This is a genomic window from Paracoccus sp. JM45, assembly GCF_003590715.1.
Lineage (GTDB): Bacteria > Pseudomonadota > Alphaproteobacteria > Rhodobacterales > Rhodobacteraceae > Paracoccus.
On sequence record NZ_QQVY01000005.1, the window covers coordinates 104,234 to 129,217 of the forward strand.

General features: G+C 60.7%; 23 protein-coding genes. 21 read left to right on the top strand and 2 right to left on the bottom strand.

Going from position 1 to position 24,984, the window contains the following annotated elements:
• Window position 1 precedes the first annotated feature (1 nt).
• From secF to ggt, 8 genes are all read left to right on the top strand, one after another.
• Window positions 2-1,003 carry a protein translocase subunit SecF gene (secF, locus tag DWB67_RS09570; RefSeq protein WP_119807313.1) on the top strand — a complete coding sequence of 334 codons (1,002 nt, stop codon included), beginning with the start codon at window positions 2-4 and terminating at the stop codon, window positions 1,001-1,003.
• A complete protein-coding gene (locus DWB67_RS09575) occupies window positions 1,003-1,356 on the top strand; it encodes an Mth938-like domain-containing protein (RefSeq protein WP_119807314.1) in 354 nt (117 codons plus the stop codon). Before secF ends, DWB67_RS09575 begins: the two co-directional genes overlap by 1 nt.
• Window positions 1,353-1,982, top strand: coding sequence for a heme ABC exporter ATP-binding protein CcmA (gene ccmA, locus DWB67_RS09580; RefSeq protein ID WP_119807315.1), 630 nt, complete (start codon window positions 1,353-1,355; stop codon window positions 1,980-1,982). The genes DWB67_RS09575 and ccmA overlap by 4 nt, the downstream gene beginning before the upstream one ends.
• On the top strand, window positions 1,979-2,635 hold the full coding sequence (gene ccmB / locus DWB67_RS09585; RefSeq protein ID WP_119807316.1) for a heme exporter protein CcmB: 657 nt from the start codon (window positions 1,979-1,981) through the stop codon (window positions 2,633-2,635). Before ccmA ends, ccmB begins: the two co-directional genes overlap by 4 nt.
• 53 nt (window positions 2,636-2,688) lie before the next feature.
• Window positions 2,689-3,414: a heme ABC transporter permease gene (locus DWB67_RS09590; RefSeq protein ID WP_119807317.1), complete on the top strand. Its 726-nt coding sequence runs from the start codon at window positions 2,689-2,691 to the stop codon at window positions 3,412-3,414.
• The gene (gene ccmD / locus DWB67_RS09595; protein WP_119807318.1) at window positions 3,411-3,554 is read left to right on the top strand and encodes a heme exporter protein CcmD; all 144 of its coding nucleotides are present in this window, start codon (window positions 3,411-3,413) and stop codon (window positions 3,552-3,554) included. The genes DWB67_RS09590 and ccmD overlap by 4 nt, the downstream gene beginning before the upstream one ends.
• Window positions 3,547-4,089 (top strand): DsbE family thiol:disulfide interchange protein, encoded by a 543-nt coding sequence (locus tag DWB67_RS09600; RefSeq protein WP_255418620.1) that lies wholly within the window; start codon window positions 3,547-3,549, stop codon window positions 4,087-4,089. Before ccmD ends, DWB67_RS09600 begins: the two co-directional genes overlap by 8 nt.
• Window positions 4,090-4,160: 71 nt before the next feature.
• Window positions 4,161-5,966 carry a gamma-glutamyltransferase gene (gene ggt / locus DWB67_RS09605; RefSeq protein ID WP_119807320.1) on the top strand — a complete coding sequence of 602 codons (1,806 nt, stop codon included), beginning with the start codon at window positions 4,161-4,163 and terminating at the stop codon, window positions 5,964-5,966.
• Between the two features lie 72 nt (window positions 5,967-6,038).
• Here ggt and acnA read toward each other — a convergent pair whose 3' ends face one another.
• Window positions 6,039-8,813, bottom strand: a complete 2,775-nt coding sequence (acnA, locus tag DWB67_RS09610) for an aconitate hydratase AcnA (RefSeq protein WP_119807321.1) — start codon at window positions 8,811-8,813, stop codon at window positions 6,039-6,041.
• A gap of 296 nt (window positions 8,814-9,109) precedes the next feature.
• On the opposite strand from acnA, the gene DWB67_RS09615 reads away from it, so the two are divergent.
• Entirely contained in the window at window positions 9,110-9,952 is an 843-nt protein-coding gene (locus DWB67_RS09615; protein WP_220475110.1) for a thioredoxin family protein, read from the top strand.
• A 93-nt stretch (window positions 9,953-10,045) separates the two neighbouring features.
• Window positions 10,046-10,642: an inner membrane-spanning protein YciB gene (locus DWB67_RS09620; protein WP_255418621.1), complete on the top strand. Its 597-nt coding sequence runs from the start codon at window positions 10,046-10,048 to the stop codon at window positions 10,640-10,642.
• On the opposite strand, the gene DWB67_RS09625 is transcribed toward DWB67_RS09620, so the two are convergent.
• Window positions 10,639-11,523: an alpha/beta fold hydrolase gene (locus DWB67_RS09625; RefSeq protein ID WP_119807324.1), complete on the bottom strand. Its 885-nt coding sequence runs from the start codon at window positions 11,521-11,523 to the stop codon at window positions 10,639-10,641. The two genes, DWB67_RS09620 and DWB67_RS09625, sit on opposite strands and share 4 nt — an antisense overlap.
• 622 nt (window positions 11,524-12,145) lie before the next feature.
• Here DWB67_RS09625 and DWB67_RS09630 point away from each other — a divergent pair.
• The 11 genes from DWB67_RS09630 to ftsA all read left to right on the top strand — a co-directional run bounded on the left by DWB67_RS09630 (window position 12,146) and on the right by ftsA (window position 24,856).
• A complete protein-coding gene (locus tag DWB67_RS09630) occupies window positions 12,146-14,488 on the top strand; it encodes a ribonuclease E/G (RefSeq protein ID WP_119807325.1) in 2,343 nt (780 codons plus the stop codon).
• 124 nt (window positions 14,489-14,612) lie between these two features.
• A complete protein-coding gene (locus DWB67_RS09635; RefSeq protein ID WP_119807326.1) occupies window positions 14,613-15,356 on the top strand; it encodes a cytochrome c biogenesis CcdA family protein in 744 nt (247 codons plus the stop codon).
• Window positions 15,357-15,414: 58 nt separating this feature from the next.
• Entirely contained in the window at window positions 15,415-16,296 is an 882-nt protein-coding gene (locus tag DWB67_RS09640; protein ID WP_255418622.1) for a DUF1989 domain-containing protein, read from the top strand.
• Between the two features lie 113 nt (window positions 16,297-16,409).
• On the top strand, window positions 16,410-17,573 hold the full coding sequence (ftsW, locus tag DWB67_RS09645) for a putative lipid II flippase FtsW (protein ID WP_119807327.1): 1,164 nt from the start codon (window positions 16,410-16,412) through the stop codon (window positions 17,571-17,573).
• Window positions 17,573-18,658: a UDP-N-acetylglucosamine--N-acetylmuramyl-(pentapeptide) pyrophosphoryl-undecaprenol N-acetylglucosamine transferase gene (locus tag DWB67_RS09650; protein WP_119807328.1), complete on the top strand. Its 1,086-nt coding sequence runs from the start codon at window positions 17,573-17,575 to the stop codon at window positions 18,656-18,658. Before ftsW ends, DWB67_RS09650 begins: the two co-directional genes overlap by 1 nt.
• Window positions 18,655-20,082, top strand: coding sequence for a UDP-N-acetylmuramate--L-alanine ligase (gene murC, locus DWB67_RS09655; RefSeq protein WP_119807329.1), 1,428 nt, complete (start codon window positions 18,655-18,657; stop codon window positions 20,080-20,082). Before DWB67_RS09650 ends, murC begins: the two co-directional genes overlap by 4 nt.
• A 55-nt stretch (window positions 20,083-20,137) precedes the next feature.
• The gene (locus DWB67_RS09660; protein ID WP_119807330.1) at window positions 20,138-20,485 is read left to right on the top strand and encodes a hypothetical protein; all 348 of its coding nucleotides are present in this window, start codon (window positions 20,138-20,140) and stop codon (window positions 20,483-20,485) included.
• A 49-nt stretch (window positions 20,486-20,534) separates the two neighbouring features.
• Window positions 20,535-21,470, top strand: a complete 936-nt coding sequence (murB, locus tag DWB67_RS09665) for a UDP-N-acetylmuramate dehydrogenase (protein ID WP_119807331.1) — start codon at window positions 20,535-20,537, stop codon at window positions 21,468-21,470.
• A 204-nt stretch (window positions 21,471-21,674) separates the two neighbouring features.
• Window positions 21,675-22,565, top strand: a complete 891-nt coding sequence (locus tag DWB67_RS09670) for a D-alanine--D-alanine ligase (protein WP_255418623.1) — start codon at window positions 21,675-21,677, stop codon at window positions 22,563-22,565.
• Window positions 22,553-23,491 (top strand): cell division protein FtsQ/DivIB, encoded by a 939-nt coding sequence (locus DWB67_RS09675; RefSeq protein ID WP_255418624.1) that lies wholly within the window; start codon window positions 22,553-22,555, stop codon window positions 23,489-23,491. The genes DWB67_RS09670 and DWB67_RS09675 overlap by 13 nt, the downstream gene beginning before the upstream one ends.
• Window positions 23,492-23,521: 30 nt before the next feature.
• Complete coding sequence (gene ftsA / locus DWB67_RS09680) at window positions 23,522-24,856, top strand: cell division protein FtsA (protein ID WP_119807333.1); 1,335 nt, start codon at window positions 23,522-23,524, stop codon at window positions 24,854-24,856.
• Window positions 24,857-24,984 lie beyond the last annotated feature (128 nt).

Genomic DNA, 24,984 nt, shown 5'->3' on the forward strand with positions numbered 1-24,984 from the left:
TATGGCTTTCCGTTTAAAACTTGTCCCCGACGAAACAAAGATCGACTTCTTCAGATGGCAAAAGGGCACCTTCGGGCTGTCCGCCCTTCTGCTGGTGCTGTCGGTGGTGCTGTTGCTGGTCAACGGCCTGAACTTCGGCATCGATTTCCGCGGCGGCACCACGATCCGCACGGAATCAACGCAAGAGGTCGACGTCGCCGAATACCGCGCCGCGCTGCAACCGCTGGACCTTGGCGATGTCGCCATTACCGAGGTTTTCGACCCCAGCTTTGATGATGACCAGAACGTCGCCATGGTGCGTATCAGCGCGCAGGACGGCGTCGAGGCCGTGACCCCCGAACTGATCGCCTCGGTCGAGGAAGCTTTGCAGGTCTATGATTCCTCGATCACTTTCCCGTCGGTGGAATCGGTCGGACCCAAGGTTTCGGGCGAATTGGTCAATACGGCGATCTATTCCGTGTTGGCTGCGCTGGCGGCCATTTCGGTCTATATCTGGTTGCGGTTCGAATGGCAGTTCGCCGTGGGCGCGATCGTGTCGCTGTTCCACGACGTGCTGCTGACCATGGGCCTGTTCGCCCTGTTGCAGATCAGGTTCGACCTGACCACCATCGCGGCGCTGCTGACCATTGTCGGCTATTCGATCAACGATACCGTGGTTGTCTTCGACAGGCTTCGTGAAAACCTGATGAAGTTCAAGAAAACCCCGCTGCGTGATTTGATGAACCTGTCGGTGAACGAAACGCTGTCGCGGACCATCATGACCTCGGGGACGACGCTGGTCGCGCTGATCGCGTTGCTGGTTCTGGGTGGCGATGTGATCCGCGGGTTTGTGTTCGCGATCACCTTCGGTATTCTGGTCGGGACATATTCGTCGATCTATGTCGCCAAGAACTTTGTTCTGTGGCTGGGCGTGCGTCGTGATTGGGGCAAACCCGATCCCAACGACCCCACCGCCAAGCCGCGCAAACCCGTGTCGCCCTTCGAGGGCGCCGAGGAGGGCTGATGATCCTTAACCCCACCGATTTCGAAGGCGCGAATGCCGTCGACAGCTATGGCCCCGGTTTTTTCCGGATTGCCGGCAAGGTGTTCCACGGTGCGTTGGTCGTCGAAGGCGACCGCGTTACCGAATGGGGCGGTCTTGACGATATGCAGGCGCTGAAAGATCTGGCGGGGCGCGTGGACGTGCTGTTTCTGGGCATGGGCGACCAGATCGCCTATGCCCCGCGCGATCTGGTCGCTGCGCTGGATGCCCTTGGCATCATGGTCGAGGCGATGAATTCGCCCACCGCCGCGCGCACCTATAACGTGACCCTCTCGGAAGGTCGCCGCGTCGCCTGCGCGCTTTTACCGTTGTGAGCCTGCTGGCGGTCCATGATCTCTCCGTCGCGCGCGGTGGATTGCGGGCCGTCGAAGGTGTCGGCTTTGCCCTGAACGCGGGGCAGGCACTGATCCTGCGAGGGCCGAACGGCATCGGGAAAACGACGCTGTTGCGGACCATCGCGGGGTTACAGGCCCCCGTTTGCGGAACAATCAAGATGCCCGACGATGCGGTGGCCTATGCCGCGCATTCCGACGGGCTGAAATCATCCCTGACTGCGCGTGAAAACCTGACCTTCTGGGCGCGGGTTTTCGGCGGTGGCGGGATTGATACCGCATTGGCCGCCATGGATCTTGCCGCGCTGGCCGACCGTCCTGCAGGGGCACTGTCAGCGGGGCAGAAACGACGCCTTGGCCTTGCCCGCCTGATCGTCAGCGGTCGCCCCTTATGGGTGCTGGATGAACCGACAGTCTCGCTGGATGCTGCATCCGTGGCCCGCTTTGCCGATGTGGTCGGTGGCCATCTGGGGCAGGGCGGGGCCGCACTGATGGCGACCCATATCGACCTTGGTCTGCCTGATGCGCAGGTGCTGGACCTGACACCCTTTCGTGCGCGAGGCGGTCCGACCGCCCGACCGCATGGCTTTAACGAGGCTTTTGCATGATCGCCCTGCTGTTGCGCGATTTGCGTCTGGCGACCCGTGCGGGCGGCGGATTTGGCCTTGGGGTGGCGTTTTTCCTGATCCTTTGTGCGCTGGTGCCTTTTGGCATCGGGCCGGATCGCGCGGCACTGGCCCCTGTTGCACCGGGTATCCTGTGGGTGGGGGCGCTGCTGTCCTGCCTGCTGTCGCTGGACCGCATCTTTGCGCTGGATCATGAAGACGGCAGTCTTGATTTGCTGGCCACATCCCCCATGCCACTTGAAGGCACCGTGGCCGTCAAGGCGCTGGCCCATTGGATCACCACCGGATTGCCTCTGATTTTGGCGGCCCCTGTGTTCGGCATTTTGTTGCAACTGCCCGTCCACGCCATGCCGATGCTGGTGCTGTCGCTGTTGATCGGCACGCCTGCGCTGTCGATGCTGGGCGCATTCGGGGCGGCGGTGACAGTCGGGCTGCGGCGTGGCGGTTTGTTGTTGTCGCTGCTGGTTCTGCCGCTTTATATCCCGACATTGATTTTTGGCGCGGAAATCACCCGTCGCGGTGCTGCGGGGATGGACGTAGCCACGCCTTTAGTCTTTCTGGCGGGGGTGACGCTGGCGGTTCTGGCGCTTATTCCCTTTGCGGCGGCGGCGGCACTGCGGGTCAATCTGCGGTGATCCGCACCTTGGCAGGCCAAAGCGGCCTGCCGTGGGACAGATAAGGAAGAATGATGTCGATCTGGGAATATGCAAATCCGGCCAAGTTCATGCGGACAACCGACAAGGTCCTGCCCTGGCTGGTCGTCAGCGCGACAATCTGTGTGCTGGGCGGCATTGTCTGGGGGTTTCTGACGCCGGATGATTACCGTCAGGGATCGACCGTCAAGATCATGTTCCTGCATGTGCCCGCCGCCCTGATGGCGATCAATATCTGGGTGATGATGCTGGTCACATCGCTGGTCTGGATCATCCGCCGCCATCACGTCAGCGCATTGGCCGCCAAAGCCGCAGCCCCCATTGGCGCGGTCATGACGCTGATCGCGCTGATTACCGGTGCCATCTGGGGTCAGCCGATGTGGGGGACATGGTGGGAATGGGACCCGCGGCTGACATCATTCCTGATCCTGTTCCTGTTCTATGTCGGCTATATCGCGCTGTGGTCCGCGATCGAGGATCCTGACAGCGCTGCCGACCTGACCGGCGTTGTCTGCCTTGTCGGTTCGGTCTTTGCGCTGCTGTCGCGCTATGCCGTGCTGTTCTGGAATCAAGGCTTGCATCAGGGTGCGTCCCTGTCCGTCCAGTCCGGCGAAAGAATGAGCGCGGTCTATCGCTATCCCCTTTATCTGTCGATGATCGGCTTTGCGCTGCTGTTTCTGGCGCTGGTCGTTATTCGCACCCGCACCGAAATCCGCAAGCGGCGTCTGGCCGCGTTGCAAGCGCAAGAGGCCCGTGCATGATCGACCTTGGACGTTATACCGGAACCGTTCTGGCCGCCTATGGCGTGTCGGTCGTTCTGCTGGCCGGACTGATCTGGCATAGCATTGCCGCAAATACCCGCGCGCGCCGCAATTTGGAAAAGCATAGAAACGATGCCTAAAATCTCTCCTCTGATGATGCTGCCTCCGGCGATTTTTGTGGCTTTGGCTGCGACGTTCCTGTGGGGGATGGGGCGCGATGATCCGGGGGGTATGCCCTCGACCATGGTGGGCCGGCAGGCACCGGAAATTCCGCAGACGACCTTGCCCGGCAAGGTGCAGCTGACCGATGCCATGCTGCGCGAACCGGGGGTAAAACTGGTGAATTTCTGGGCCAGCTGGTGCCCGCCATGCCGCGCTGAACATCCGACCCTGACCGATCTGTCGGCGCAATTGCCGGTTTATGGCATCGATCTGAAAGACCCCGAAAGCAACGCCCTGTCCTTTCTGACGCAGGATGGTGATCCTTTCGCGGCGATCTCTACCGATCCACGCGGGCGCACGGCCATTGACTGGGGTGTCACCGCACCGCCCGAAACCTTTATCATCGACGGCGAGGGCAATGTCCTTTACCGCCACGCCGGCCCCCTGATCCGCGAAGATTATACCAACCGCTTTTTGCCCGAACTGGAAAAGGCATTGGCCGCACAGGATTAAGGTGCAGCCTTGCGCGTTATGGTTGTTTTGACCAAAGTGCCGTCACGTAAATACCGTGAGGGAGAATGGCAATGACGCGAACTGGTCTGGCTTTGGCACTGCTGCTTGGCAGCGCCTCAATGGCGGGGGCCCAGCAGGCCACCGACGCCGTCGCCCCCGAGGCAGCATCCGCGGCAGAAATCGCCACCGACGGCTTTGGTGATCTGGACCAGCCCGCCCGTGACGGTCTGACTGCCAAAGCCGAAGGTCGTCCGGTGACATCCGAAAACTGGATGGTTACCGCCGCACATCCGCTGGCCGTTCAGGCCGGTGCGCGTGTGTTGGAGGCAGGCGGCACTGCGGCTGATGCGATGGTGGCTGTCCAGACCGTGCTGGGTCTGGTCGAACCGCAAAGTTCTGGCCTTGGCGGCGGATCGTTTCTGATCTGGTATGATGCCAAATCCGGTAAAACCACCACACTGGACGCGCGTGAAACCGCACCCATGGATATAAAACCGACGCTGTTTCAGGACGATCAGGGGCAGCCATTGGAATTCATGCAGGCTGTCGTCGGTGGCCGTTCGGTCGGCACCCCCGGCACGCCGCGCCTGTTGGAAATGGCACATCGCAAATGGGGCAAATCCAATTGGGCGACCCTGTTTGACGATGCGATCAAACTGGCCGATGACGGGTTCACAGTTTCGCCCCGTTTGGCAGGTTTGGTGGCCGAAGAAGGCGATGCCTTGAAGCGCTATCCCGCGACCGAAAATTACTTTTTCCCCGAAGGTCAGGCCGTGACCGAAGGAAGCACGCTGAAAAACCCCGCCTATGCCGATACCCTGCGCGCCATTGCGGCGGGGGGTGCGGATGCCTTTTATAAGGGGCCGATCGCAGAACAGGTGACTGCTGCGGTGCGCGGCGCCACTGACAACCCCGGCTATCTGTCGGCCAGCGATCTTGCCGCTTATCAGGTTATCGAACGTCCTGCGGTCTGTGTCGAATACCGCGAACATGACGTTTGCGGCATGGGGCCGCCATCATCCGGCGCTCTGACGGTCGGTCAGATTCTGGGCATGCTGAACAATTATGACCTGTCGGAAACCGGTCCGGACAGCCCCGAAAGCTGGCGTCTGATCGGCGATGCCTCGCGTCTGGCATTCGCGGATCGTGGCCGTTTCATGGCCGACAGTGATTTCGTTCCGATGCCGACCGAGGGTCTGATCGATCCCGCCTATCTGGCCGAACGCGCCAAGCTGCTGGCGGGTGACGACAGCCTGCCCGAAGTGACCGCAGGCAACCCCGGTTGGACCCACGCTAGCCTCTGGGGCGATGATGTCGCGATCGAGCTTCCATCGACCACGCATATCTCGATCGTGGATGCCGAAGGCAACGCCTTGTCGATGACCACCACCATTGAAAACGGCTTCGGGTCGCGCCTGATGGCCGGTGGTTTCCTGCTGAACAACGAACTGACCGATTTCAGTTTCGCAACGCATGATGACGCGGGCTATCCCATCGCCAATGCCATCGCACCGGGCAAGCGTCCGCGGTCGTCCATGGCGCCGACGATTGTTCTGAAAGACGATGCGCCGGTCATGGTAATCGGGTCACCCGGTGGCAGCCGGATCATCGGCTATGTCGCCAAGGCGATCATTGCGCATCTGGATTGGGGCATGGACATCCAGTCGGCGGTGGCCAGTCCGAATATTCTGAACCGTTTTGGCAAGATGGATGTCGAACCGGGTCTGCCTGCCGCGCTGACCGAAGGTCTGACCGCGATGGGGTTCGAGCTGAACGAGGGTGAACAGACCTCCGGCCTGCAAGGTGTCGTAATTACGCCCGAGGGGTTGATCGGTGGCGTCGATCCGCGCCGTGAAGGCGTCGCCATCGGCGGCTGACGCCCACCGGACCGCGCAATAAAAAAGCCCCCGACCATCGTCGGGGGCTTTTCAGTTCAATGCATGCTCTGATCAGGAGGCAGCAAGGTTGCGCAGCACATAGTGCAACACGCCGCCGTTTTTCAGATAGTCGATTTCGACTTCCGTATCGACGCGTGCCTTCAGCTGGATCGTCTTTTCGGTGCCGTCTTTATAGGTGATGGTGCAAGGCACCAGCGACAGCGGCTTGAATTCGCCCGACAGACCGTCGATCGAGATGACTTCGTCGCCGGTCAGATTCAGCGATTTGCGCGATGCGCCTTCGGTGAACTCGAACGGGATGACGCCCATACCGACAAGGTTCGAACGGTGGATACGTTCAAAGCTTTCCGCGATGACGGCTTTGACGCCCAGCAGGTTGGTGCCTTTAGCGGCCCAGTCACGCGACGAACCCGCGCCATATTCGATGCCGCCGACGACAACCAGGGGTGTGCCCTGATCGACATAGGACATCGCCGCGTCATAGATCGCAGCTTCATTGCCGTTGGCGTCCTTGGAATAGCCGCCTTCGACGCCGTCCAGCATCTCGTTCTTGATGCGGATGTTGGCGAAGGTACCGCGCATCATGATCTCGTGGTTGCCACGACGCGAGCCATAGCTGTTGAAGTCGCGGACCGGCACCTGACGGTCGGTCAGATACTGACCGGCAGGGGTGGTCGGTTTAAACGAACCGGCAGGGCTGATGTGGTCGGTCGTGATCATGTCGCCCAGCAGCGCAAGGACGCGCGCGCCTTTAACGTCGCTGATCGTGCCGGGTTCCTGGGACATGCCCTGGAAATACGGCGGGTTCTGGATATAGGTCGAATTCGCAGGCCAGTCATAGGTTTCACTGTCCGTGATCTCGACACCCTGCCAGCGTTCGTCGCCTTTGAAAACATCGGCGTATTTCGACTGGAACATTTCGCGGGTGACGACGCTGTCGACCATGTCCGACACCTCTTTCGAGGTCGGCCAGACGTCCTTCAGGAACACGTCCTGACCGTCTTTGCCCTTACCCAAAGGTTCGGTGGTCAAATCGATGTTCATGTCGCCTGCCAGCGCGTAAGCGACGACCAGCGGGGGCGATGCCAGATAGTTGGCGCGAACATCAGGGCTGATGCGCCCTTCAAAGTTGCGGTTACCCGACAGGACCGACACAGCGACCAGATCGTTGTCGTTGACCGACTTCGAGATCTCGGGCTGCAGAGGACCCGAGTTGCCGATGCAGGTGGTGCAGCCATAACCGACCAGATCGAAGCCGATGGCGTCCAGATCGTCCTGAAGGCCGGCAGCTTCCAGATATTCGGACACAACCTGCGAACCGGGAGCCAATGAGGTTTTGACCCAAGGCTTGCGGTTCAGACCCAATTCGCGCGCCTTGCGGGCCACCAGACCGGCCGCCATCATCACGTAAGGGTTCGAGGTGTTGGTGCACGACGTGATCGAGGCGATGACGATCGAACCGTCACGAAGGGTGTAATCCTCGCCCTCGACGCTGCCTGATTTCAGATGACCGTGGCTGTCGCCCGGAATGTCGCCGGGGGAAGGCTGGCCGCCTTCTTCTGCCCAGTCGCCTTTTTCTTCGGCAGGAACCGAAGGGGCGGCGCGCATGCCTTTGATGTAATCGCTGAATGCGGTCTTGGATTCGGTTAGTGCGACGTGATCCTGCGGGCGCTTGGGGCCCGAGATGGCCGGAACGACGGTGCTTTGATCCAGCGATAGGGTCGAGGAATAGACCGGTGCGTAATCAGTCGTGCGCCAGAAACCGTTTTCCTTGGCGTAGGCTTCGACCAGCGCGATGCGGTCTTCTTCGCGACCGGTTTGACGCAGGTAACGCAGGGTTTCGTTGTCGATGGGGAAGAAGCCGCAGGTGGCACCGTATTCGGGGGCCATGTTGGCGATCGTTGCGCGATCGGCCAGCGGCATGTTGTCCAGACCTTCGCCATAGAATTCGACGAACTTACCGACCACGCCGTGGGCGCGCAACATTTGCACGACCTTCAGCACAAGGTCGGTGGCGGTGACGCCTTCGGCCAGCGCGCCGGTGACTTCAAAGCCAACAACCTCGGGGATCAGCATCGAGATCGGCTGGCCCAGCATTGCGGCTTCGGCTTCGATCCCGCCGACACCCCAGCCCAGAACGGCAAGGCCGTTGACCATGGTGGTGTGGCTGTCGGTGCCGACCAGCGTGTCAGGATAGGCAACCTGATTGCCGTTCTGGTCCGTATCGGTCCAGACGGTCTGCGACAGGTATTCCAGGTTTACCTGGTGGCAGATGCCGGTTCCGGGGGGGACCACGCGGAAGTTGTTAAAGGCTTTCTGACCCCATTTCAGGAACGTATAACGCTCCATGTTGCGCTCGTACTCCAGCTCGACGTTGCGCTGGAAGGCGCGGGGGTTGCCGAATTCGTCGATCATGACGCTGTGGTCGATGACCAGATCAACGGGGTTCAGCGGGTTGATCTTCTGTGCGTCGCCGCCCAGTGCCTTGATGCCGTCGCGCATTGCGGCCAGATCGACCACGGCGGGAACGCCGGTGAAGTCCTGCATCAGAACGCGGGCAGGGCGGTATGCGATTTCGCGCGGGTTCTTGCCGCCCAAAGTCGCCCATTCGGCAAAAGCCTTGATGTCGTCAACCGACACCGTATGGCCGCCATCTTCAAAGCGCAGCATGTTTTCCAGCACCACTTTCAGCGCGGCGGGAAGTTTCGAAAAATCACCAAGTCCTGCCTCGGTGGCGGCGTCGATCGAATAATAGTCGACCTTATTGTCGCCAACCGCAAGCGTGCGGCGCGTCTTGGCGGTATCTGTTCCGGTATTGATCGGCATCAAAGCCTCCCTGTCTGGAAGTATGGATGGGTCTGGCGTGCGTGCACAGCTTTGCCCCATCACGGGGTGTATCGCAAGTCTGCGTCACAAATTGTATGCCGTCGCATACCATGCATGGGGTTGTTGCTCAAGAGGCACGGTTTCGAAAGGTCACGGTCACTGACGAAGCCTTGATTTGGCCTTGGTCGGGGATGGTCGCTATCACTGTGGACAAGATGACAATCGGGGATCGACAGATGGGTTCTGTGCCGCGCTTTTGCCGGACGGAGTGGCGCTTCGGCGTCTTTGGACTAACTATGGCCGCGCTGTCCACGACAGGGGCGGGCGCTTTTGCACAGCCGATCATTCTGGCCCCTGAAAATGCGGGCCGGATGATGCCTTCCGTCGCGGACGTGCTGGAAGGGGGCGGTTTCAGCAATTTCTCGGCCACCGACACAGCCCCGCCCACCGCCGATCTGCCTGATGCCACCCAGCCTGTCGTGGTCGAGATGTTCACCTCTCAGGGGTGTTCCTCCTGTCCCCCCGCAGATGCGATGCTGGCGATGCTGGGCAACCAGCGGGATGTCCTGCCGCTGTCCTATCATGTCGATTACTGGGACTATCTTGGTTGGGCCGACAGTTTCGCCAAGCCCGAATTCACCGACCGCCAAGAGGCATATGCACGCGCGGTTGGCGAACGCTCGGTCTATACCCCCCAGATCATTGTGGGTGGTACGGATACGGCATTGTCGCCGGGCCCGACCGAATTGATGGGGCTGGTCGATGGTCGCCGCTTTGCGCCGACCACCGTCAGCGTCACCCGCGACAAGACCCCCGAAGGCGAGATGATCGAACTGTCCCCCTTGTCCGAACTGGGCAACCGGATCGACGTCGTTCTGGTCAGCTATGCGCCCGAACGCAGGATCAATGTAACGGCAGGGGAAAATCGTGGCCGGACGATTGTCTATACCAATGTTGTCGTGTCAACGCAGCATCTGACCGAATGGGACGGCAACACGGCGCTGCGACTGAACGTGCGGCCCGAATATTTCAGGGATGGCCGTTTCGATGCTGACACACGGCATGTGCTGCTGGTCCAGCAGATGTTGGGCAAGCGCGGATTGCCGGGTGCAATCCTGACGGCCATCCGGCTGGACTAGGGCCTTGCGGTGGCGTTCTTGTCGGGCGACAAGATCGGCGCAAATCGGATGATGCCGTCCTGACGGATGGCCAGAAACAGGCGGATAGGCCGGATGAAAACGAATAAACCCTGGATCAAGCCCGCATTGGAATTCGGGCCGCTGATCATCTTCTTCGGCGTCTTCATGCTGTATCGTGAACGCGATGTCGTGCTGTGGGGCGAAACCTACAGCGGCTTTATCCTTGCAACGCTGGTCTTTATTCCTGCCCAGTTCATCAGCACGCTGATCCAGTGGCGCATGACCGGCAAGCTGGCCCCCATGCAGGTGGCCACGCTGGTGCTGGTCGTGGTATTCGGTGGCATGTCGGTCTGGCTGAACGATCCCAGCTTCTTCAAGTTCAAGCCCACATTGATCTATCTGCTGTTCGCGATCATCCTTGGCACCGGCCTGCTGCTGCGCCGCAACTGGCTGGGATCGGTCCTGTCCGAGGCTTTGCCGATGGACGAGGAGGGCTGGCGCAAACTGACCCTGCGTATGGCGATTTTCTTTGTCTGCCTTGCCGTTGCCAATGAAATCGTCTGGCGGAACATGTCGGAAACGACCTGGGTCTATTTCAAGACCTTCGGCCTTCCGTTCCTGCTGTTTGCGTTCCTGTTGGGGAATGCGGGGCTGTATCGCGCACATGCGCTGCCCGAAAAGAAAGACTAGGCCCGCATCGCGCCCAATGTCGCTGGTCGTGCCAGCAAGCGCGACCAGCGCGCATCGTGCCTGGCGGGCAAGTGGTGGCGCAACAATCCCAGCGGCAGCGCCCATGGATGGCAAAGCGCCGCCCGATAGAAATCAAACAAGCCGCCTCGCAGATAGGGCGTCCAATGCGACAGGCGGCGCGCCCCGCGTTCGGTCGGAAAACCCAGATCCGCCAGCGCATCCAGCGTTGCGGCATCGTCAATCTGCAGATCGACCCAATTCGCCCGACGGGTTTCAAGCCCCAGCCCCAAGGCGCGCCTGCGTCCGCGGGCAAGCAAACGCTCTAGCGCGAAATCGAACAGGTCGTTTTCACGGGCGGTGACATTGATCACCTCGGCCCGTTGACCGGCGGGGGACATCAGGGCGGTTTCCGCCGTGTCGCGGAATTCCGCAGCGTTCAGCAGGATGACCCGCTCCACGCTGCCCTCGTCAGTCTTTTGCACCGCTTGCAGCGCGACCCGCCCGCCAAGCGAATGGCCGATCAATCCGACCGGACGACCGGCTTGCTGCGCCAGTTCCGACAAGGCCGCGGCCAGAACCTGTCCTGACGGTTCTGCGCGACCATAGGCGGCGCGCAAGGTGCCGCGTGCTTCCCAGCCGAAGGCAATGGCAAGACCTTCGTGGTTTTCAGCCCCGAAGCCCAATGCGACGGGCCATGAAGTCGTATGGGGAACTGGCAGGGGCGACAGGATATGGCGATGGGGATCATGGGCGGGAATGCTGGGGGAATAGCGATAGCCATGCATCATGACCAGAATTGGCGCACCTTTGGGCAATCTTCTGGCAGCATGGATCAACGATTGCGTGATCCCCTGTTCGGCATTCATCTGCACCACTGGCATCGTGAACCTCCGCTGCGGCCCTTTTCGCAGCCTTTGCTAGGTCAAGCGTGCGACAGCCCCGTGAAGTTGGCATCAAAGATACATGACGGTAGGGGTGCATCTTTGGTATGAAATCTGCGCCATAACGGGGGGCCCCGAACGCAGAATACCAGAGTTTGTCGCCTGATTGGTCGATTATTGCGCGCGAATAGCCGCGGTTGGGGGTGCGGCAACGTTTTCTGCATTGAATTTTCCCCTTGTGAACCTCTATGCTGTCCAAATGTGCAAGTGGCCTTTGAACAGGTCGCAAATGCACCGACAGTTTCGCAGCGGGGCACCTCTGGATCCGATCAAGATGACGGAACAGCCATGTACCACGCGGAAAACCCGCCCTCCGGTCGCGCAACCGCGCACGGGGGTGATGAACACAGCGGCCCGGTCGGCCTTAAGGCACCGGGTCTTTCGTAAGGAACAGACGCGATGACGCGCGCTTTGGACGGCAGACTTCAGGACGGGCGGGCCATTGGCAGCGCCGGTTCGAACGTCTTCACCGAAGACGCCCCCGCGTCCCCATCATACCGCAGCCGCATTCAGGGGATGCCACTGGCACCACCCGGCCCGCGCCTGCGCGAAAGACATATTAATGGCAAACAAAATGCTGATAGACGCGACCCACGCCGAGGAAACTCGGGTGGTCGTGGTGGATGGAACCAAGGTTGAAGAATTCGATTTCGAAACCGTAAACAAGCGGCAGCTGTCAGGAAATATCTATCTGGCCAAAGTCACGCGGGTCGAACCCTCGTTGCAGGCGGCCTTTGTGGATTACGGCGGAAACCGCCACGGGTTTCTGGCATTCGCGGAAATCCATCCCGATTATTACCAGATCCCCGCTGCCGATCGCGATGCGCTGATCGCCGAGGAAAAAGCACAAAACGACGACGAGCCCGAGGAAGCACCGCGCAAACCTGCCCGTGCCCAAACCGCCTCGTCGGATGATGAAACCACGTCCGATGACGATGGTGACAGCGATGACGGTATTGAATCGGTTGCAGAAGAAGACGTGACCGAGGAAGTCCGCGCCCCCCGCAAGCCGCGCGCGCGCCGCTATAAGATCCAGGAAGTGATCAAGGTCCGCCAGATCATGCTGGTGCAGGTGGTTAAGGAAGAGCGCGGCAACAAGGGCGCTGCGCTGACGACATATCTGTCGCTGCCGGGCCGTTACTGCGTCCTGATGCCCAACACCGCACGCGGTGGCGGGATCAGCCGCAAGATCACCAATGCCGCCGACCGCAAGAAGCTGAAAGACATCGCCGCCGAACTAGATGTTCCGGAAGGCGCGGGTCTGATCATCCGCACGGCGGGCAGCCAGCGCACGCGGACCGAGATTCGTCGTGATTACGAATACCTGCTGCGTTTGTGGGAACAGATCCGCGATCTGACCTTCAAGTCGATTGCCCCTGCGGCGATCTATGAAGAAGGCGATATCATCAAGCGCAACATCCGCGACCTGTTCAGCAAAGACATCGACGAGGTGTTGGTCGAAGGCGAACGCGGTTACCGCGTGGCCAAAGATTTTATGAGCATGATCATGCCGTCGCATGCCGACAGCGTGAAGCATTACACCGACCAGATGCCGCTTTTTGCCCGCTATCAGGTCGAAAGCTATCTGTCCGGCATGTTCAATCCCATCGTTCAGCTGAAATCGGGCGGCTATATCGTCATCGGCGTGACCGAGGCGCTGGTCGCGGTCGACGTCAACTCGGGTCGGGCCACTAAGGAAGGCTCGATCGAGGATACGGCGGTCAAGACCAACCTTGAAGCCGCCGACGAGGTTGCCCGCCAGCTGCGCCTGCGCGATCTGGCCGGTCTGATCGTCATCGACTTTATCGACATGGACGAGCGTAAAAACAACGCTGCCGTCGAAAAGCGCATGAAGGACAAGCTGAAGTCCGACCGCGCCCGCATTCAGGTTGGCCGCATTTCCGGCTTTGGCCTGATGGAAATGTCGCGTCAGCGTCTGCGTCCGGGCATGTTGGAAAGCACGACCCAGCCTTGCGCCCATTGCCACGGCACCGGCCTGATCCGCAGCGACGACAGCCTTGCGCTGACCATCCTGCGCGCGATCGAGGAAGAGGGCACCCGCAAGCGGTCGCGCGAAGTTCTGGTCAAGGCACCGATTGCCGTCGCCAACTTCTTGATGAACACCAAGCGCGAACATGTCGCCGGCATCGAGGCGCGCTACGGCATGTCCGTACGTGTCGAGGCTGATCCGCTGATCACCTCGCCCGATTTCGCGATTGAAAAGTTCAAGACCGCAACGCGTGTGGTTCCCGAACCCTCGCATGTGGTGCTTGGCGTGAATGCGGACCTGATGGCCAGCATCGACGACGAGGATGACCACATCGAACCGCAGGTCGAAGACGCTGAAATTGTCCCCGTGGTAGAGGTGGCGCAAGCCCCCGAAGCCCCCGAGGCCGAAGCAAAGCCCGAAGAAACGGCAGAAGACGATTGCGAAGGCGGACGTTCGCGTCGCCGTCGTCGCCGTCGCCGCCGGAAAACCGGTGACCGCCCCGAGGGTGAAAACACCGATACCGACAATGGTGACGATACCGTCGCCGAAGCGGATCCGGTCGCCGAAACGGTTGAAGAGGTTGCGCCCGAAGCCGCAGCCGAAGCGCCAAGCACCGGTCGTCGCCGTTCGCGGTCTCGTTCGCGGTCGCGCAAACCGGCGGATGCCGGTGCGCTGCCCGAGGTGGTCGACCTGTCTGCTGACGGTGATGCGGATGACAGCCGCGCGGCTGCTTTGCCGTCGGGTGATCATGGCACCAAAGTGACGGCACCTGCAGCGCCGCAAGCCGTCCCCGCCGAGGCTGTGGCCGAAGCGCTGGTCGAAACCGCTGCGGCCCCGAAGGCTGCCAACCAGCCCGAGCCTGCAGAAGAAGCCGCGCCGACCAAGCGTCGCGGATGGTGGGCCGCAGGCCGGTAAGGCATTCCATTGAACCTGACAGGGGCGTGGCAGCGATGCCGCGCCCCTTTTTAATTGGCGACCCCACGAAGGCGTGACGCTCTGCCCTCTGTCTTTCTGAGGATGGGACGCTAAGGTGCCGGTTATGTTAGGAATCGAACTCGTCTCAGCCGCTTTTCTGCCTTCTGCGTTTGTCGCATTACTGGCGGGTATTTTGTCTTTCCTGTCGCCATGTGTGCTGCCGATTGTGCCGCCCTATCTGGCCTATATGACGGGTGTCGGCGTGAACGGGCTGAAAACCCATGAACGCAGCGCGGTCGTGCCCGCGCTGTTTTTCGTGCTGGGACTGTCGACAGTCTTCCTAATTATGGGCTTTGCAGCCTCGGCCTTCGGGCGCGCATTTCTGCAATATCAGGATATTCTGGCGCAGGCTGCCGGTGTCATGGTCATCGTGATGGGGCTGCATTTCCTGCATGTGTTCCGCATTCCCTTCCTTGATCAGGACGCACGGATGAATGCCGGCAAGCAGGATGGCGGTGCTTTCGGGGCCTATATCCTCGGGCTGGCCTTTGCCTTTGGCTGGACGCCCTGCATCGGTCCGCAATTGGGCATGATCCTGTCGCTGGCGGCAACAGGGGGGGAATTGTCACGGGGCACTGCCTTGTTGGCGATCTATGCCTTCGGTCTGGGGATTCCTTTCCTGCTGGCGGCGATCTTTATCAACCGCGCGATGGGGGTGATGAACCGCATCAAACCCTATCTGAAAACGATCGAGCGGGTGATGGGCGGATTGCTGATCATTGTGGGGGTCATGCTGCTGACCGGTGCCTTCACAAGCTTCAGCTTCTGGCTGCTGGAAACATTCCCCGCTTTGGCCACCTTGGGCTGAGGGTCAGATTCAGGGGCAGTAATCTTTCCGTTTTCGCGGCAGCATGGCGCGATACCAGATGAAGGCACCCCTGATGAAGCCAAGCCGTCCCGAATATTCCTGCCCCGATGACGCTGCAGACCGCCGCGCGGTCGCGCCAATCATCTGCTATCCTGTCGATGCCTTGCCGCAACCTGATCTGACGGCATATCGCGCCGCGCGGGATGGCTGGGTCCAGCTGTTCGAAACCATCATTCCCCCGCGCGATGCCGCATGTTTCGAGGTGCCTGCCGGACATTTCTTCCGCATCACCAGCACTGATGGCCCGCAGGTCGGTGACCTGAACCTGTGGTCGGCGGATCTGTCGGCGCATTTTTATTCCGGCAAGACACGGGCGCTGCATGGCACCCATCTGTCCACGGGCGACCGGATGTGGTCGAACCTGCCGGATCTGCGCCCCTTGGCAACCATCACCGATGACACTCTGGATTGGTATGGTTTTGATGAATGGGGCGGCAGTGTGCATGATGTGATCGGGACGCGCTGCGATCCCTATACCCATGCGCTGTTGTCGGGGGGCGGTCAGTATCACCATTGCTGCCATTCGAACCTGACGCGGGCTTTGGCGCGGGCCCGCAATATGCCCCTGCATCAGGCCGAGGCATTCATTCATGACGTGCTGAACGTCTTCATGTGTACCGGCTTTACCCGCGACACGGGCCAGTATTTCATGAAAGCCAGCCCTGTCCGCCCCGGTGATTATCTGGAGTTTTTTGCCGAGACTGATCTGCTAGCGGCGCTTTCGGCCTGTCCGGGCGGTGATTGCGCGGGCCAGCATTCATCGGATGCCGCACAATGCCATCCGCTTCTGGTGCAGGTATTCAAGCCGATGACGCCCCCTGCCGGTTGGACCGGCCCTGCGTCAAACCCCTATGATCGTAGCCACGGGGCGGGAATATGATCACGATCCCGCTGCACCACAATCTGTAGTAGCGCCTAAGGCCTAATCAGGCTATCCTTTCGCGCAGATCCGGGAAAACCGGACAGACACAGGCAGTGACGGCGGTATTTTCCATGACCGATATGGTTTTTGGCACGGCGCCCGCACGGGCGGGCGACCCTATTCTTCCGCGTTGGTGGCGGACGTTGGACAAGTGGACGCTGTTCTGCGTGCTTGCCCTTTTCGCGATCGGGCTTTTGCTGGGGCTTGCGGCCTCGGTTCCGCTGGCGGAAAAGAACAATCTTCCACGTTTCTACTATGTCCAGCGGCAGGCTGTCTTTGGCGGTATGGCGCTGGTGGTGATGCTGGTCATTTCGATGATGTCACCGCGACAGGTCAGGCGTCTGGGGGTGCTGGGCTTTGCCATCGCCTTCCTGTCGATCCTTGCGCTGCCTTTCATCGGCACGGATTTCGGCAAGGGCGCGACCCGCTGGCTAAGCCTTGGTTTCGTATCCATCCAACCTTCGGAATTTCTGAAGCCCGGATTTGTGGCATTTTGCGCATGGTTCATGGCTGCCTCGACCGAAATCGGTGGCCCGCCGGGTAAGCTCTATTCCTTCTTCACGGCGGCAACGGTTGTTGTGCTTCTGGCGCTGCAACCCGACTTCGGTCAGGCATCATTGGTGCTGTTTTCATGGCTGGTGATGTATTTTGTCGCCGGTGCACCAATGGTGCTGCTGGTGGGCGTTTTGGGAATGGCCGTCACGGGCGGGTTTTTCGCCTATGGCGCGTCGGAACACTTCGCCCGACGCATCAACGGTTTTCTTTCGCCAGATATCGATCCGCGCACCCAGATCGGCTATGCGACCAATGCCATCCAAGAGGGCGGGTTCTTTGGTGTTGGCGTGGGCGAAGGCACGGTGAAATGGTCGCTGCCTGACGCGCATACCGATTTCATCATCGCCGTCGCCGCCGAGGAATATGGCCTGATCATGGTCCTGACCGTGATCGCCCTTTACATGACCATCGTCATCCGGTCGCTGCTGCGCCTGCTAAAGGAGCGTGATCCTTTTGCGCGGATCGCGGGTACCGGTCTTGCCTGTGCGTTCGGCGTGCAGGCCCTGATCAATATGGGCGTGGCCGTGCGATTGCTGCCTGCCAAAGGCATGACGCTGCCCTTTGTCAGCTATGGCGGATCATCCGTGATTGCATCGGGGATTGCGGCGGGAATGCTGCTGGCCCTGACCCGAACCCGCCCTCAGGGCGAATTTGCCGAAATCCTGCGCCGAGGCCGCTAATGTCCAAACCCCTTGCCCTGATTGCCGCCGGAGGAACCGGCGGCCATATGTTTCCCGCCCAATCACTGGCTGAAATCCTGCTGTCCGAGGGCTGGCGCGTGCGCCTGTCCACAGATGAACGTGGTGCGCGGTATGCGGGGGGCTTTCCCGATGCCGTGCAGCGCCAGATCGTCCGATCCGCCACCACGGCACGCGGCGGGGTCGCGGGCAAGCTGGTGGCACCGTTAAAAATTGCCTCGGGCGTGCTGTCGGCGCGTCGGGCGTTCCGGATGGAAAGACCGACCGTCGTGATCGGCTTTGGTGGATATCCGACCATTCCGGCGCTGTCTGCCGCGTGGTCGATGGGGCTGCCACGGATGATCCATGAACAGAACGGTGTGATGGGCCGCGTGAACCGGCTTTTTGCCGGACGTGTGGACCGCGTCGCCTGCGGTATCTGGCCGACCGATCTGCCGCAGGGTGTCAGCGGGCTGCATGTCGGCAACCCTGTGCGTTCGGCCGTGCTGAACCATGCCGCCGCGCCGTATCAGGCGCCGGGGCAGGGGGCTTTGCATCTGCTGGTTATCGGCGGCAGTCAGGGTGCGCGTGTGCTGTCCGATCTTGTGCCCGCAGCACTTGCGGCCTTGCCCGATGACATCCGCGCCCGTCTGGTCGTCAGCCATCAGGCGCGGGCCGAGGATGGCGATCGCGTCACCAAGACCTATGCCGATGCCGGTATCACCGCCGATGTTCAGGCGTTCTTTGCCGATGTTCCCGAACGTCTGGCGCAGGCGCAGCTGGTCATCAGCCGGTCGGGTGCATCGTCGCTGGCCGATATCACGGTGATCGGGCGACCCTCGATCCTGATCCCCTTTGCGGCGGCAACCGGCGACCACCAGACCGCGAATGCGCAAGCTTTGGCCGATAATGGCGCGGCGCTGGTCCATCCTGAATCGGTGCTTGACGCCGAAAGCCTGACGCGCGACATCCGCGCGATTTTGAACGACCCTGCGCGTGCGACGGCCATGGCCCAAGCTGCGCTGTCCCTTGCCCGTCCCGATGCGGCGCGGCGCCTTTACGACCTCGTTACGGAGATTGTGCGATGAATGCGGCGACAAAACTTCCCGGTGAACTTGGCCCTATCCATTTTGTCGGTATAGGCGGCATCGGCATGTCGGGCATCGCCGAGGTGCTGCTGACCCTTGGTTACCGTGTTCAGGGCAGTGACCTGAAGAAATCGAAAATTACTGACCGGCTGGAAAACCTTGGGGCTGTGGTGTTCGAAGGCCAGCGCGCCGAAAACGTCGAAGGTGCCGGTGTCATCGTTATCTCGACCGCGATCAAGAAGGGCAATCCCGAACTGGAAGAAGCCCGCTTGCGCGGCATGCCCATTGTCCGCCGTGCCGAAATGCTGGCGGAACTGATGCGGATGAAATCGAACATCGCCATCGCGGGCACCCATGGCAAGACGACCACCACCACGATGGTCGCCACGCTGCTGGATGCGGGCGGCGTCGATCCGACCGTGATCAATGGCGGCGTGATCCATGCCTATGGATCGAACGCGCGTGCCGGTGCCGGTGAATGGATGGTGGTCGAGGCTGACGAATCTGACGGCAGCTTCAACCGTCTGCCCGCAGATATTGCCATCATCACCAATATCGACCCCGAACATATGGAACATTGGGGCAACTTCGACGCGCTGCGTCAGGCTTTCTATAACTTTGCCTCGGGCATTCCCTTCTATGGTCTGGCCGTTTGCTGCACCGACCACCCCGAGGTGCAATCCTTGGTCGGCAAGCTGACCGACCGCCGCGTCGTGACTTTCGGCTTCAATGCCCAAGCGGACGTGCGGGCGGTGAACCTGCGCTATGAAAAGGGGATCGCGCATTTCGATATTGTCCTGCGCGGTGAAAGTGCTGCCGATGCCGCCACCCCCGAAGTGATCGAAGGCTGCACCTTGCCCATGCCGGGTGATCACAACGTCTCGAACTGTCTGGCGGCTGTGGCTGTGGCCCGTCATCTGGGCATCCAGAAGTCCGAAATCCGCGACGCACTGGCCAATTTCGCCGGTGTCGGTCGTCGCTTTACCCGTGTTGGCGAAATCGACGGTGTGACTATTATCGACGATTACGGCCACCATCCGGTTGAAATCGCTGCGGTTCTGAAAGCCGCGCGTCAGGCCAGCACCGGGCGGGTGATCGCAGTGCACCAGCCGCACCGCTTTTCGCGCCTGTCCTCGCTGTTCGATGATTTCTGCACCTGCTTCAACGAAGCGGATGTTGTGGCCATCGCCGATGTCTATGCCGCGGGCGAAGAACCGATTGCCGGTGCCGGTCGCGATGATCTGGTCGCCGGTCTGATTGCCCATGGCCATCGCCATGCCCGCGCCATCCTGTCCGAGGATGATCTGGAGCGTCTGGTCCGTGAACAGGCTCGTCCGGGGGATATGGTTGTCTGCCTTGGTGCGGGCACCATCTCGGCTTGGGCGAACAACCTTCCGGCGCGCCTGCAGGGCAAAGCTGCGTGACCCTGACCGGTGAACGCATACGCCAAGGCAGGGTTTCGATTATGGGCGTGCTGATATGAACCCTTGGGTCATTGCCGGGTTCTGCCTTGTCGGATCGGGTTTTATCGCATGGTGCACAGCGCGGCTGCAGTTGCGCTGGCCATTGCCGGTGCTGGCGCTGTTGCTGATGGCAATATCGCTGCAACTGCTGTTTGCAGCGCGGGGGCAGGGCGGGTTTCACGACCTTGCCGCCATCGTCGCGCAGGGCTTTACCACCGTTCCGGCCCTTCTGGGGGCGGCCACGGGGCTGGCCTTGGCGCATATCCGCCGACATAAAATCCGCTGGCGCAGCGCATTCGGGCTGACCAGTGCTGTGGCATTTGCAGTGGCAGCCGCTGCGTCTGTGGCGACATTCCTGATCTAGGTGTCGGGCGCTGTTGACGTGCCTTGCGGCTCTGGCTACGACTTTCTGCATGAGTTTTGACCTTCCCACCCCGCGCGGCACCCTGACCCCCAACCGTCCCTTGGACAGCCTGACATGGCTTCGCGTCGGAGGACCGGCTGACTGGCTGTTCCAGCCTGCAGATGCCGATGATCTGGCCGAATTTCTGGCCGCCTTGGACCCCGCAGTTCCGGTTTTCCCGATGGGCGTGGGCAGCAATCTGATTGTCCGTGACGGGGGTATTCGCGGCGTCGTGATCCGCCTTGGCCGCGCCTTCAATTCGGTGTCGGTTGAGGATACGACCATCACGGTCGGCGCTGCCGCATTGGACGCGCAGGTCGCCCGCCGCGCCGCCGAGGCGGGGCTGGATCTGACCTTTCTGCGCACCATTCCGGGCAGTATCGGTGGTGCGGTCCGGATGAATGCGGGCTGCTATGGCAGCTATGTTGCCGATCATCTGATGCAGATCGAGGTTGTCACGCGGCAGGGCGAACAGATCACCATGCAGGTCGACCAGATTGGTTTCGGTTACCGCCATTCGGATATTCCGCAGGACTGGATCATCACGCAGGCGGTTTTCACCGCCAGGAAAGGCGATGTGGACGCCCTGCACGTGCGGATGGCCGACCAGCTTGCCAAGCGCGACGAAAGCCAGCCGACGCGTGAGCGCAGCGCGGGGTCGACGTTCCGCAACCCTGCCGGGTTCAGTTCGACCGGACAGGCCGATGATACGCATGATCTGAAGGCATGGTCGCTGATCGATCAGGCAGGCTTGCGCGGTCACAGCTGGGGCGGGGCGCAGATGTCGGAAAAGCACCCGAACTTCCTGCTGAACACCGGTGCCGCCACCGCAGCCGAGCTGGAAGCATTGGGCGAGTTGGTCCGTCGCCGGGTTCTGGAAGACAGCGGTCACGACCTGCAATGGGAAGTGATCCGCATCGGCGACGAGCTGCCCGAAGGGGAATGATGCCTGCCTGTGCAAAAGGATAGGCGGAAGAACGTTAATAAAAAATTCAGGCTTTTGCGATAGGCGCTTTGCATGTAACCTAAAGGCAACGCGCGACGTTCAAAAGGACGCGCCGTGGCAAATTGAAGCCCGGATCAACCGGGCGCGAAAGGCAATAACGTGACGGGCAGGTCGAGCAGGACAGCCCACTCGGTAGCCGTTCTGATGGGCGGACCCTCGGCAGAGCGAGAGGTGTCCTTGTCTTCGGGGCGTGAATGCGCGGATGCGCTTCGGGTGGCAGGATATCAAGTGACTGAAATTGTGCTGGATAAGGCACATGACGACCAGATCGTCCGCAGCCTTGTCGAATGCGCCCCTGATGTTGTCTTCAATGCATTGCATGGAAAATGGGGCGAAGACGGCTGCGTTCAGGGTATTCTTGAATGGCTGCGGCTGCCCTATACCCATTCCGGCGTTCTTGCCTCGGCCTTGGCGATGGATAAGACGCGCGCCAAGGATGCTTTCCGTGTCGCGGGTCTGCCGATTGTCGAAAGCGTCGTTGCCGATGCGGACGAAGTGCGTCGCCGCCATGTGATTCCCGCCCCCTATGTGGTCAAGCCGAACGACGAAGGCTCCTCGGTCGGGGTCTATATCGTGCATGACGGGGCCAACCAGCCACCGCAGCTGTCTGATGACATGCCCGAACGGGTGATGGTGGAAACCTATGCGCCGGGTCGCGAACTGACGACCGCCGTGATGGGGGATCGCGCGCTTGGCGTGACCGAAATTCTGGTCGATGGTTGGTATGATTATGCCGCCAAATACACTGTGGGCGGGTCGCGCCATGTGTTTCCCGCCGAAATTCCGGATGAAATCCGCGATGCCTGCATGTCGCTGGCCTGCCGCGCCCATGACGCGCTTGGTTGTCGCGGGCTGACACGTACCGATTTCCGTTGGGATGATTCGCGCGGGCTGGAAGGGCTGATCATCCTCGAGGTGAACACGCAGCCGGGCATGACCCCCACATCCCTTGCCCCTGAACAGGCCGAACGTCTGGGCATTGATTTCCCCGCCCTGATGCGCTGGATGGTGGAGGATGCCTTGTGTCGGTCGTAATTGATCACCGCCCGGGCAAACAGACCAATCCAGACCCCGTCAAGCCGCGGCGCGATCCCGCACCTTCACGTCTGAAATACCGGCTTGAACGGATGTGGCTGAAGCCATTGTACCGCCGAACCCTTCGTGTCGGTCTTCCGGCCTTTCTGATCGCGATGGTGGCAGGGATCTGGCTGTCGGATGAAGACAGACGTGCGATCCTGAAGGATGGTGTCACCTCGGTCGTGACACAAATCCAGAGCCGTGAAGAATTTCAGGTCCATAGCATGACGATCGAGGGTGCCTCGCCTGTGGTCGAACGTGCTGTGCAGGGAATGTTGCCGGTGGATCTTCCTGCCTCCAGCTTCGATATCAACCTGCCTGCGCTGCGTATTCAGGTGATGCAGCTTGACGCGGTCGAAAGTATCGACCTGCGCGTCAAACCGGGTGGTGTTCTGTCCGCTGTCGTCAAAGAACGCGTGCCGGCCATTTTGTGGCGCCGCACCCGCGGGATCGAGATTCTGGACCGTGGCGGCCATCGCGTCGCCAGCGTCACGTCACGCGAAGTTCGTCCCGAACTGCCATTGATCTCTGGCGATGGGGCCGATCTAGTGACCGAAGAGGCGTTGAACCTGTTTGATGCCGCCGGTCCGATCCTGCCGCGTGTGCGTGGTCTGGTGCGGCGCAGTGAACGCCGCTGGGATCTGGTTCTGGATCACGGTCAGACGATAATGTTGCCTGCAAAAGGGGCAGTTGTGGCGTTGGAAGCCGCGATTGCCCTTGACCGGGCCGAAGATTTGCTGGCCCGTGACATCACCACTGTTGATCTGCGCGATCCGTCGCGTCCGGTTATGCGGCTGGGGCTGGATGCAAGAAATACCATCCGTGATGCGCGCAGCCTGCCCGTTTTGGGGCCGGACGGCAATCCGGTTGACGATAAAACTTAAAGCTGACGGTCACATAGGGGGGACAGGCGAATGGCGGATTTGTACCAGACACAGCGCGCGATGCGGAACATGCGTCGGGCCGCCCTGCAACGGGGTGTGATCGGTATTCTGGATATCGGCACGTCGAAAATTGCCTGCCTTGTGTTGCGCTTTGACGGGACAGGGACGTTCCGTGAAACCGACGGCGTCGGGCCGATGGCAGGGCAGGTGAATTTTCGGGTAATCGGGGCGGCCTCGACACGGTCGCGCGGCATGCGTCGTGGTCAGATCGAGACGATGGCGGAAACTGAACGCGCCATTCGCACGGTCGTCGCTGCCGCGCAAAAGCTGGCGGGCGTCAGGATCGATCATGTGATTGCCTGCCTGTCGGGCGGTTCACCATCGTCCTATGGACTTGCCGGAGAAATTGATCTGGCTGCCGGAAAGGTGGCCGAACATGATGTGGCGCAGGTTCTTGCCGCATGCGAGGCCCCTGATTTTGGACGAGGGCGCGAAGTGTTGCACGCCCAGCCGGTTAATTTTGCGGTCGATAACCGTTCCAGCCTTGCGGATCCGCGGGATCATGTCGGCAACAAGCTGTTCTGCGACATGCATGTTCTGACCGTAGATGGTGATGTGATGGGCAATCTTGTCCAATGTATCCGGCGCTGTGATCTGGAACTGGCGGGCATCGCCTCGGCGCCCTATGCCTCGGCCCGCGCCAGTCTGGTCGAGGATGAGCAAGAGTTGGGCGCTGCCTGCATTGACTTTGGCGGGGGCGGGACAGGCGTTTCGATCTTCATCAAAAAGCATATGATCTTTTCCGACCATGTGCCGATTGGCGGCAATCTGATCACACAGGATATCGCGCAGGGTCTTCGCGTGCCCTTGCCCGTGGCCGAACGGTTGAAAACCGTCAGCGGCGGGGTCGAGGCGACGGGGCAGGACGACCGCGAGATGATCGATGTCGGCGGGAATACCGGTGATTGGGAAACCGACCGTCGCAGTGTCAGCCGTGCCGATGTCATCGGGGTTATGCGCCCGCGGGTCGAGGAAATCCTTGAAAATGCGCGCGAAGTTCTGGATGCGGCCGGTTTCGACTATATGCCCAGCCAGCAGATTGTCCTGACCGGTGGTGGCAGCCAGATCCCTGGCCTTGATGGTCTGGCCGCCCGTATTCTAGGTCCGAACATCCGCTGCGGACGCCCTTTGCGTATTGATGGTCTGGCGCATGAATTGACTGATCCAAGCTTTTCAAGCGCTGTCGGTCTGTCGCTTTTTGCGGCACATCCGCAGGACGAATGGTGGGATTTCGAAATGCCTGCCGACAACTATCCGGGGCGCAGTTTCCGGCGCGCCTATCGCTGGTTCAAGAACAACTGGTGATCGAAAATACAGCAGGAATATGATGGGCGCGCAGGCTGCCCACCATATTCTGTGGCATGGGCAAGATGCCGCCGACATCTTGGCTGTTTGACGCCATATTTTGCGAATTTACTGTGTTTTCTGGGTGA

Coding starts and splice junctions, on each gene's coding strand:
- ftsW (WP_119807327.1), top strand. CDS start 16,410: ATGACCGATATGGTTTTTGGCACGGCGCCCGCACGGGCGGGCGACCCT.
- DWB67_RS09635 (WP_119807326.1), top strand. CDS start 14,613: ATGTTAGGAATCGAACTCGTCTCAGCCGCTTTTCTGCCTTCTGCGTTT.
- ggt (WP_119807320.1), top strand. CDS start 4,161: ATGACGCGAACTGGTCTGGCTTTGGCACTGCTGCTTGGCAGCGCCTCA.
- DWB67_RS09600 (WP_255418620.1), top strand. CDS start 3,547: ATGCCTAAAATCTCTCCTCTGATGATGCTGCCTCCGGCGATTTTTGTG.
- DWB67_RS09575 (WP_119807314.1), top strand. CDS start 1,003: ATGATCCTTAACCCCACCGATTTCGAAGGCGCGAATGCCGTCGACAGC.
- DWB67_RS09670 (WP_255418623.1), top strand. CDS start 21,675: ATGGGCGGACCCTCGGCAGAGCGAGAGGTGTCCTTGTCTTCGGGGCGT.
- ccmD (WP_119807318.1), top strand. CDS start 3,411: ATGATCGACCTTGGACGTTATACCGGAACCGTTCTGGCCGCCTATGGC.
- ccmB (WP_119807316.1), top strand. CDS start 1,979: ATGATCGCCCTGCTGTTGCGCGATTTGCGTCTGGCGACCCGTGCGGGC.
- DWB67_RS09650 (WP_119807328.1), top strand. CDS start 17,573: ATGTCCAAACCCCTTGCCCTGATTGCCGCCGGAGGAACCGGCGGCCAT.
- secF (WP_119807313.1), top strand. CDS start 2: ATGGCTTTCCGTTTAAAACTTGTCCCCGACGAAACAAAGATCGACTTC.
- murB (WP_119807331.1), top strand. CDS start 20,535: ATGAGTTTTGACCTTCCCACCCCGCGCGGCACCCTGACCCCCAACCGT.
- DWB67_RS09590 (WP_119807317.1), top strand. CDS start 2,689: ATGTCGATCTGGGAATATGCAAATCCGGCCAAGTTCATGCGGACAACC.
- murC (WP_119807329.1), top strand. CDS start 18,655: ATGAATGCGGCGACAAAACTTCCCGGTGAACTTGGCCCTATCCATTTT.
- acnA (WP_119807321.1), bottom strand. CDS start 8,813: ATGCCGATCAATACCGGAACAGATACCGCCAAGACGCGCCGCACGCTT.
- DWB67_RS09640 (WP_255418622.1), top strand. CDS start 15,415: ATGAAGGCACCCCTGATGAAGCCAAGCCGTCCCGAATATTCCTGCCCC.
- DWB67_RS09625 (WP_119807324.1), bottom strand. CDS start 11,523: ATGCCAGTGGTGCAGATGAATGCCGAACAGGGGATCACGCAATCGTTG.
- DWB67_RS09615 (WP_220475110.1), top strand. CDS start 9,110: ATGGCCGCGCTGTCCACGACAGGGGCGGGCGCTTTTGCACAGCCGATC.
- DWB67_RS09630 (WP_119807325.1), top strand. CDS start 12,146: ATGGCAAACAAAATGCTGATAGACGCGACCCACGCCGAGGAAACTCGG.
- DWB67_RS09620 (WP_255418621.1), top strand. CDS start 10,046: ATGAAAACGAATAAACCCTGGATCAAGCCCGCATTGGAATTCGGGCCG.
- DWB67_RS09660 (WP_119807330.1), top strand. CDS start 20,138: ATGAACCCTTGGGTCATTGCCGGGTTCTGCCTTGTCGGATCGGGTTTT.
- ftsA (WP_119807333.1), top strand. CDS start 23,522: ATGGCGGATTTGTACCAGACACAGCGCGCGATGCGGAACATGCGTCGG.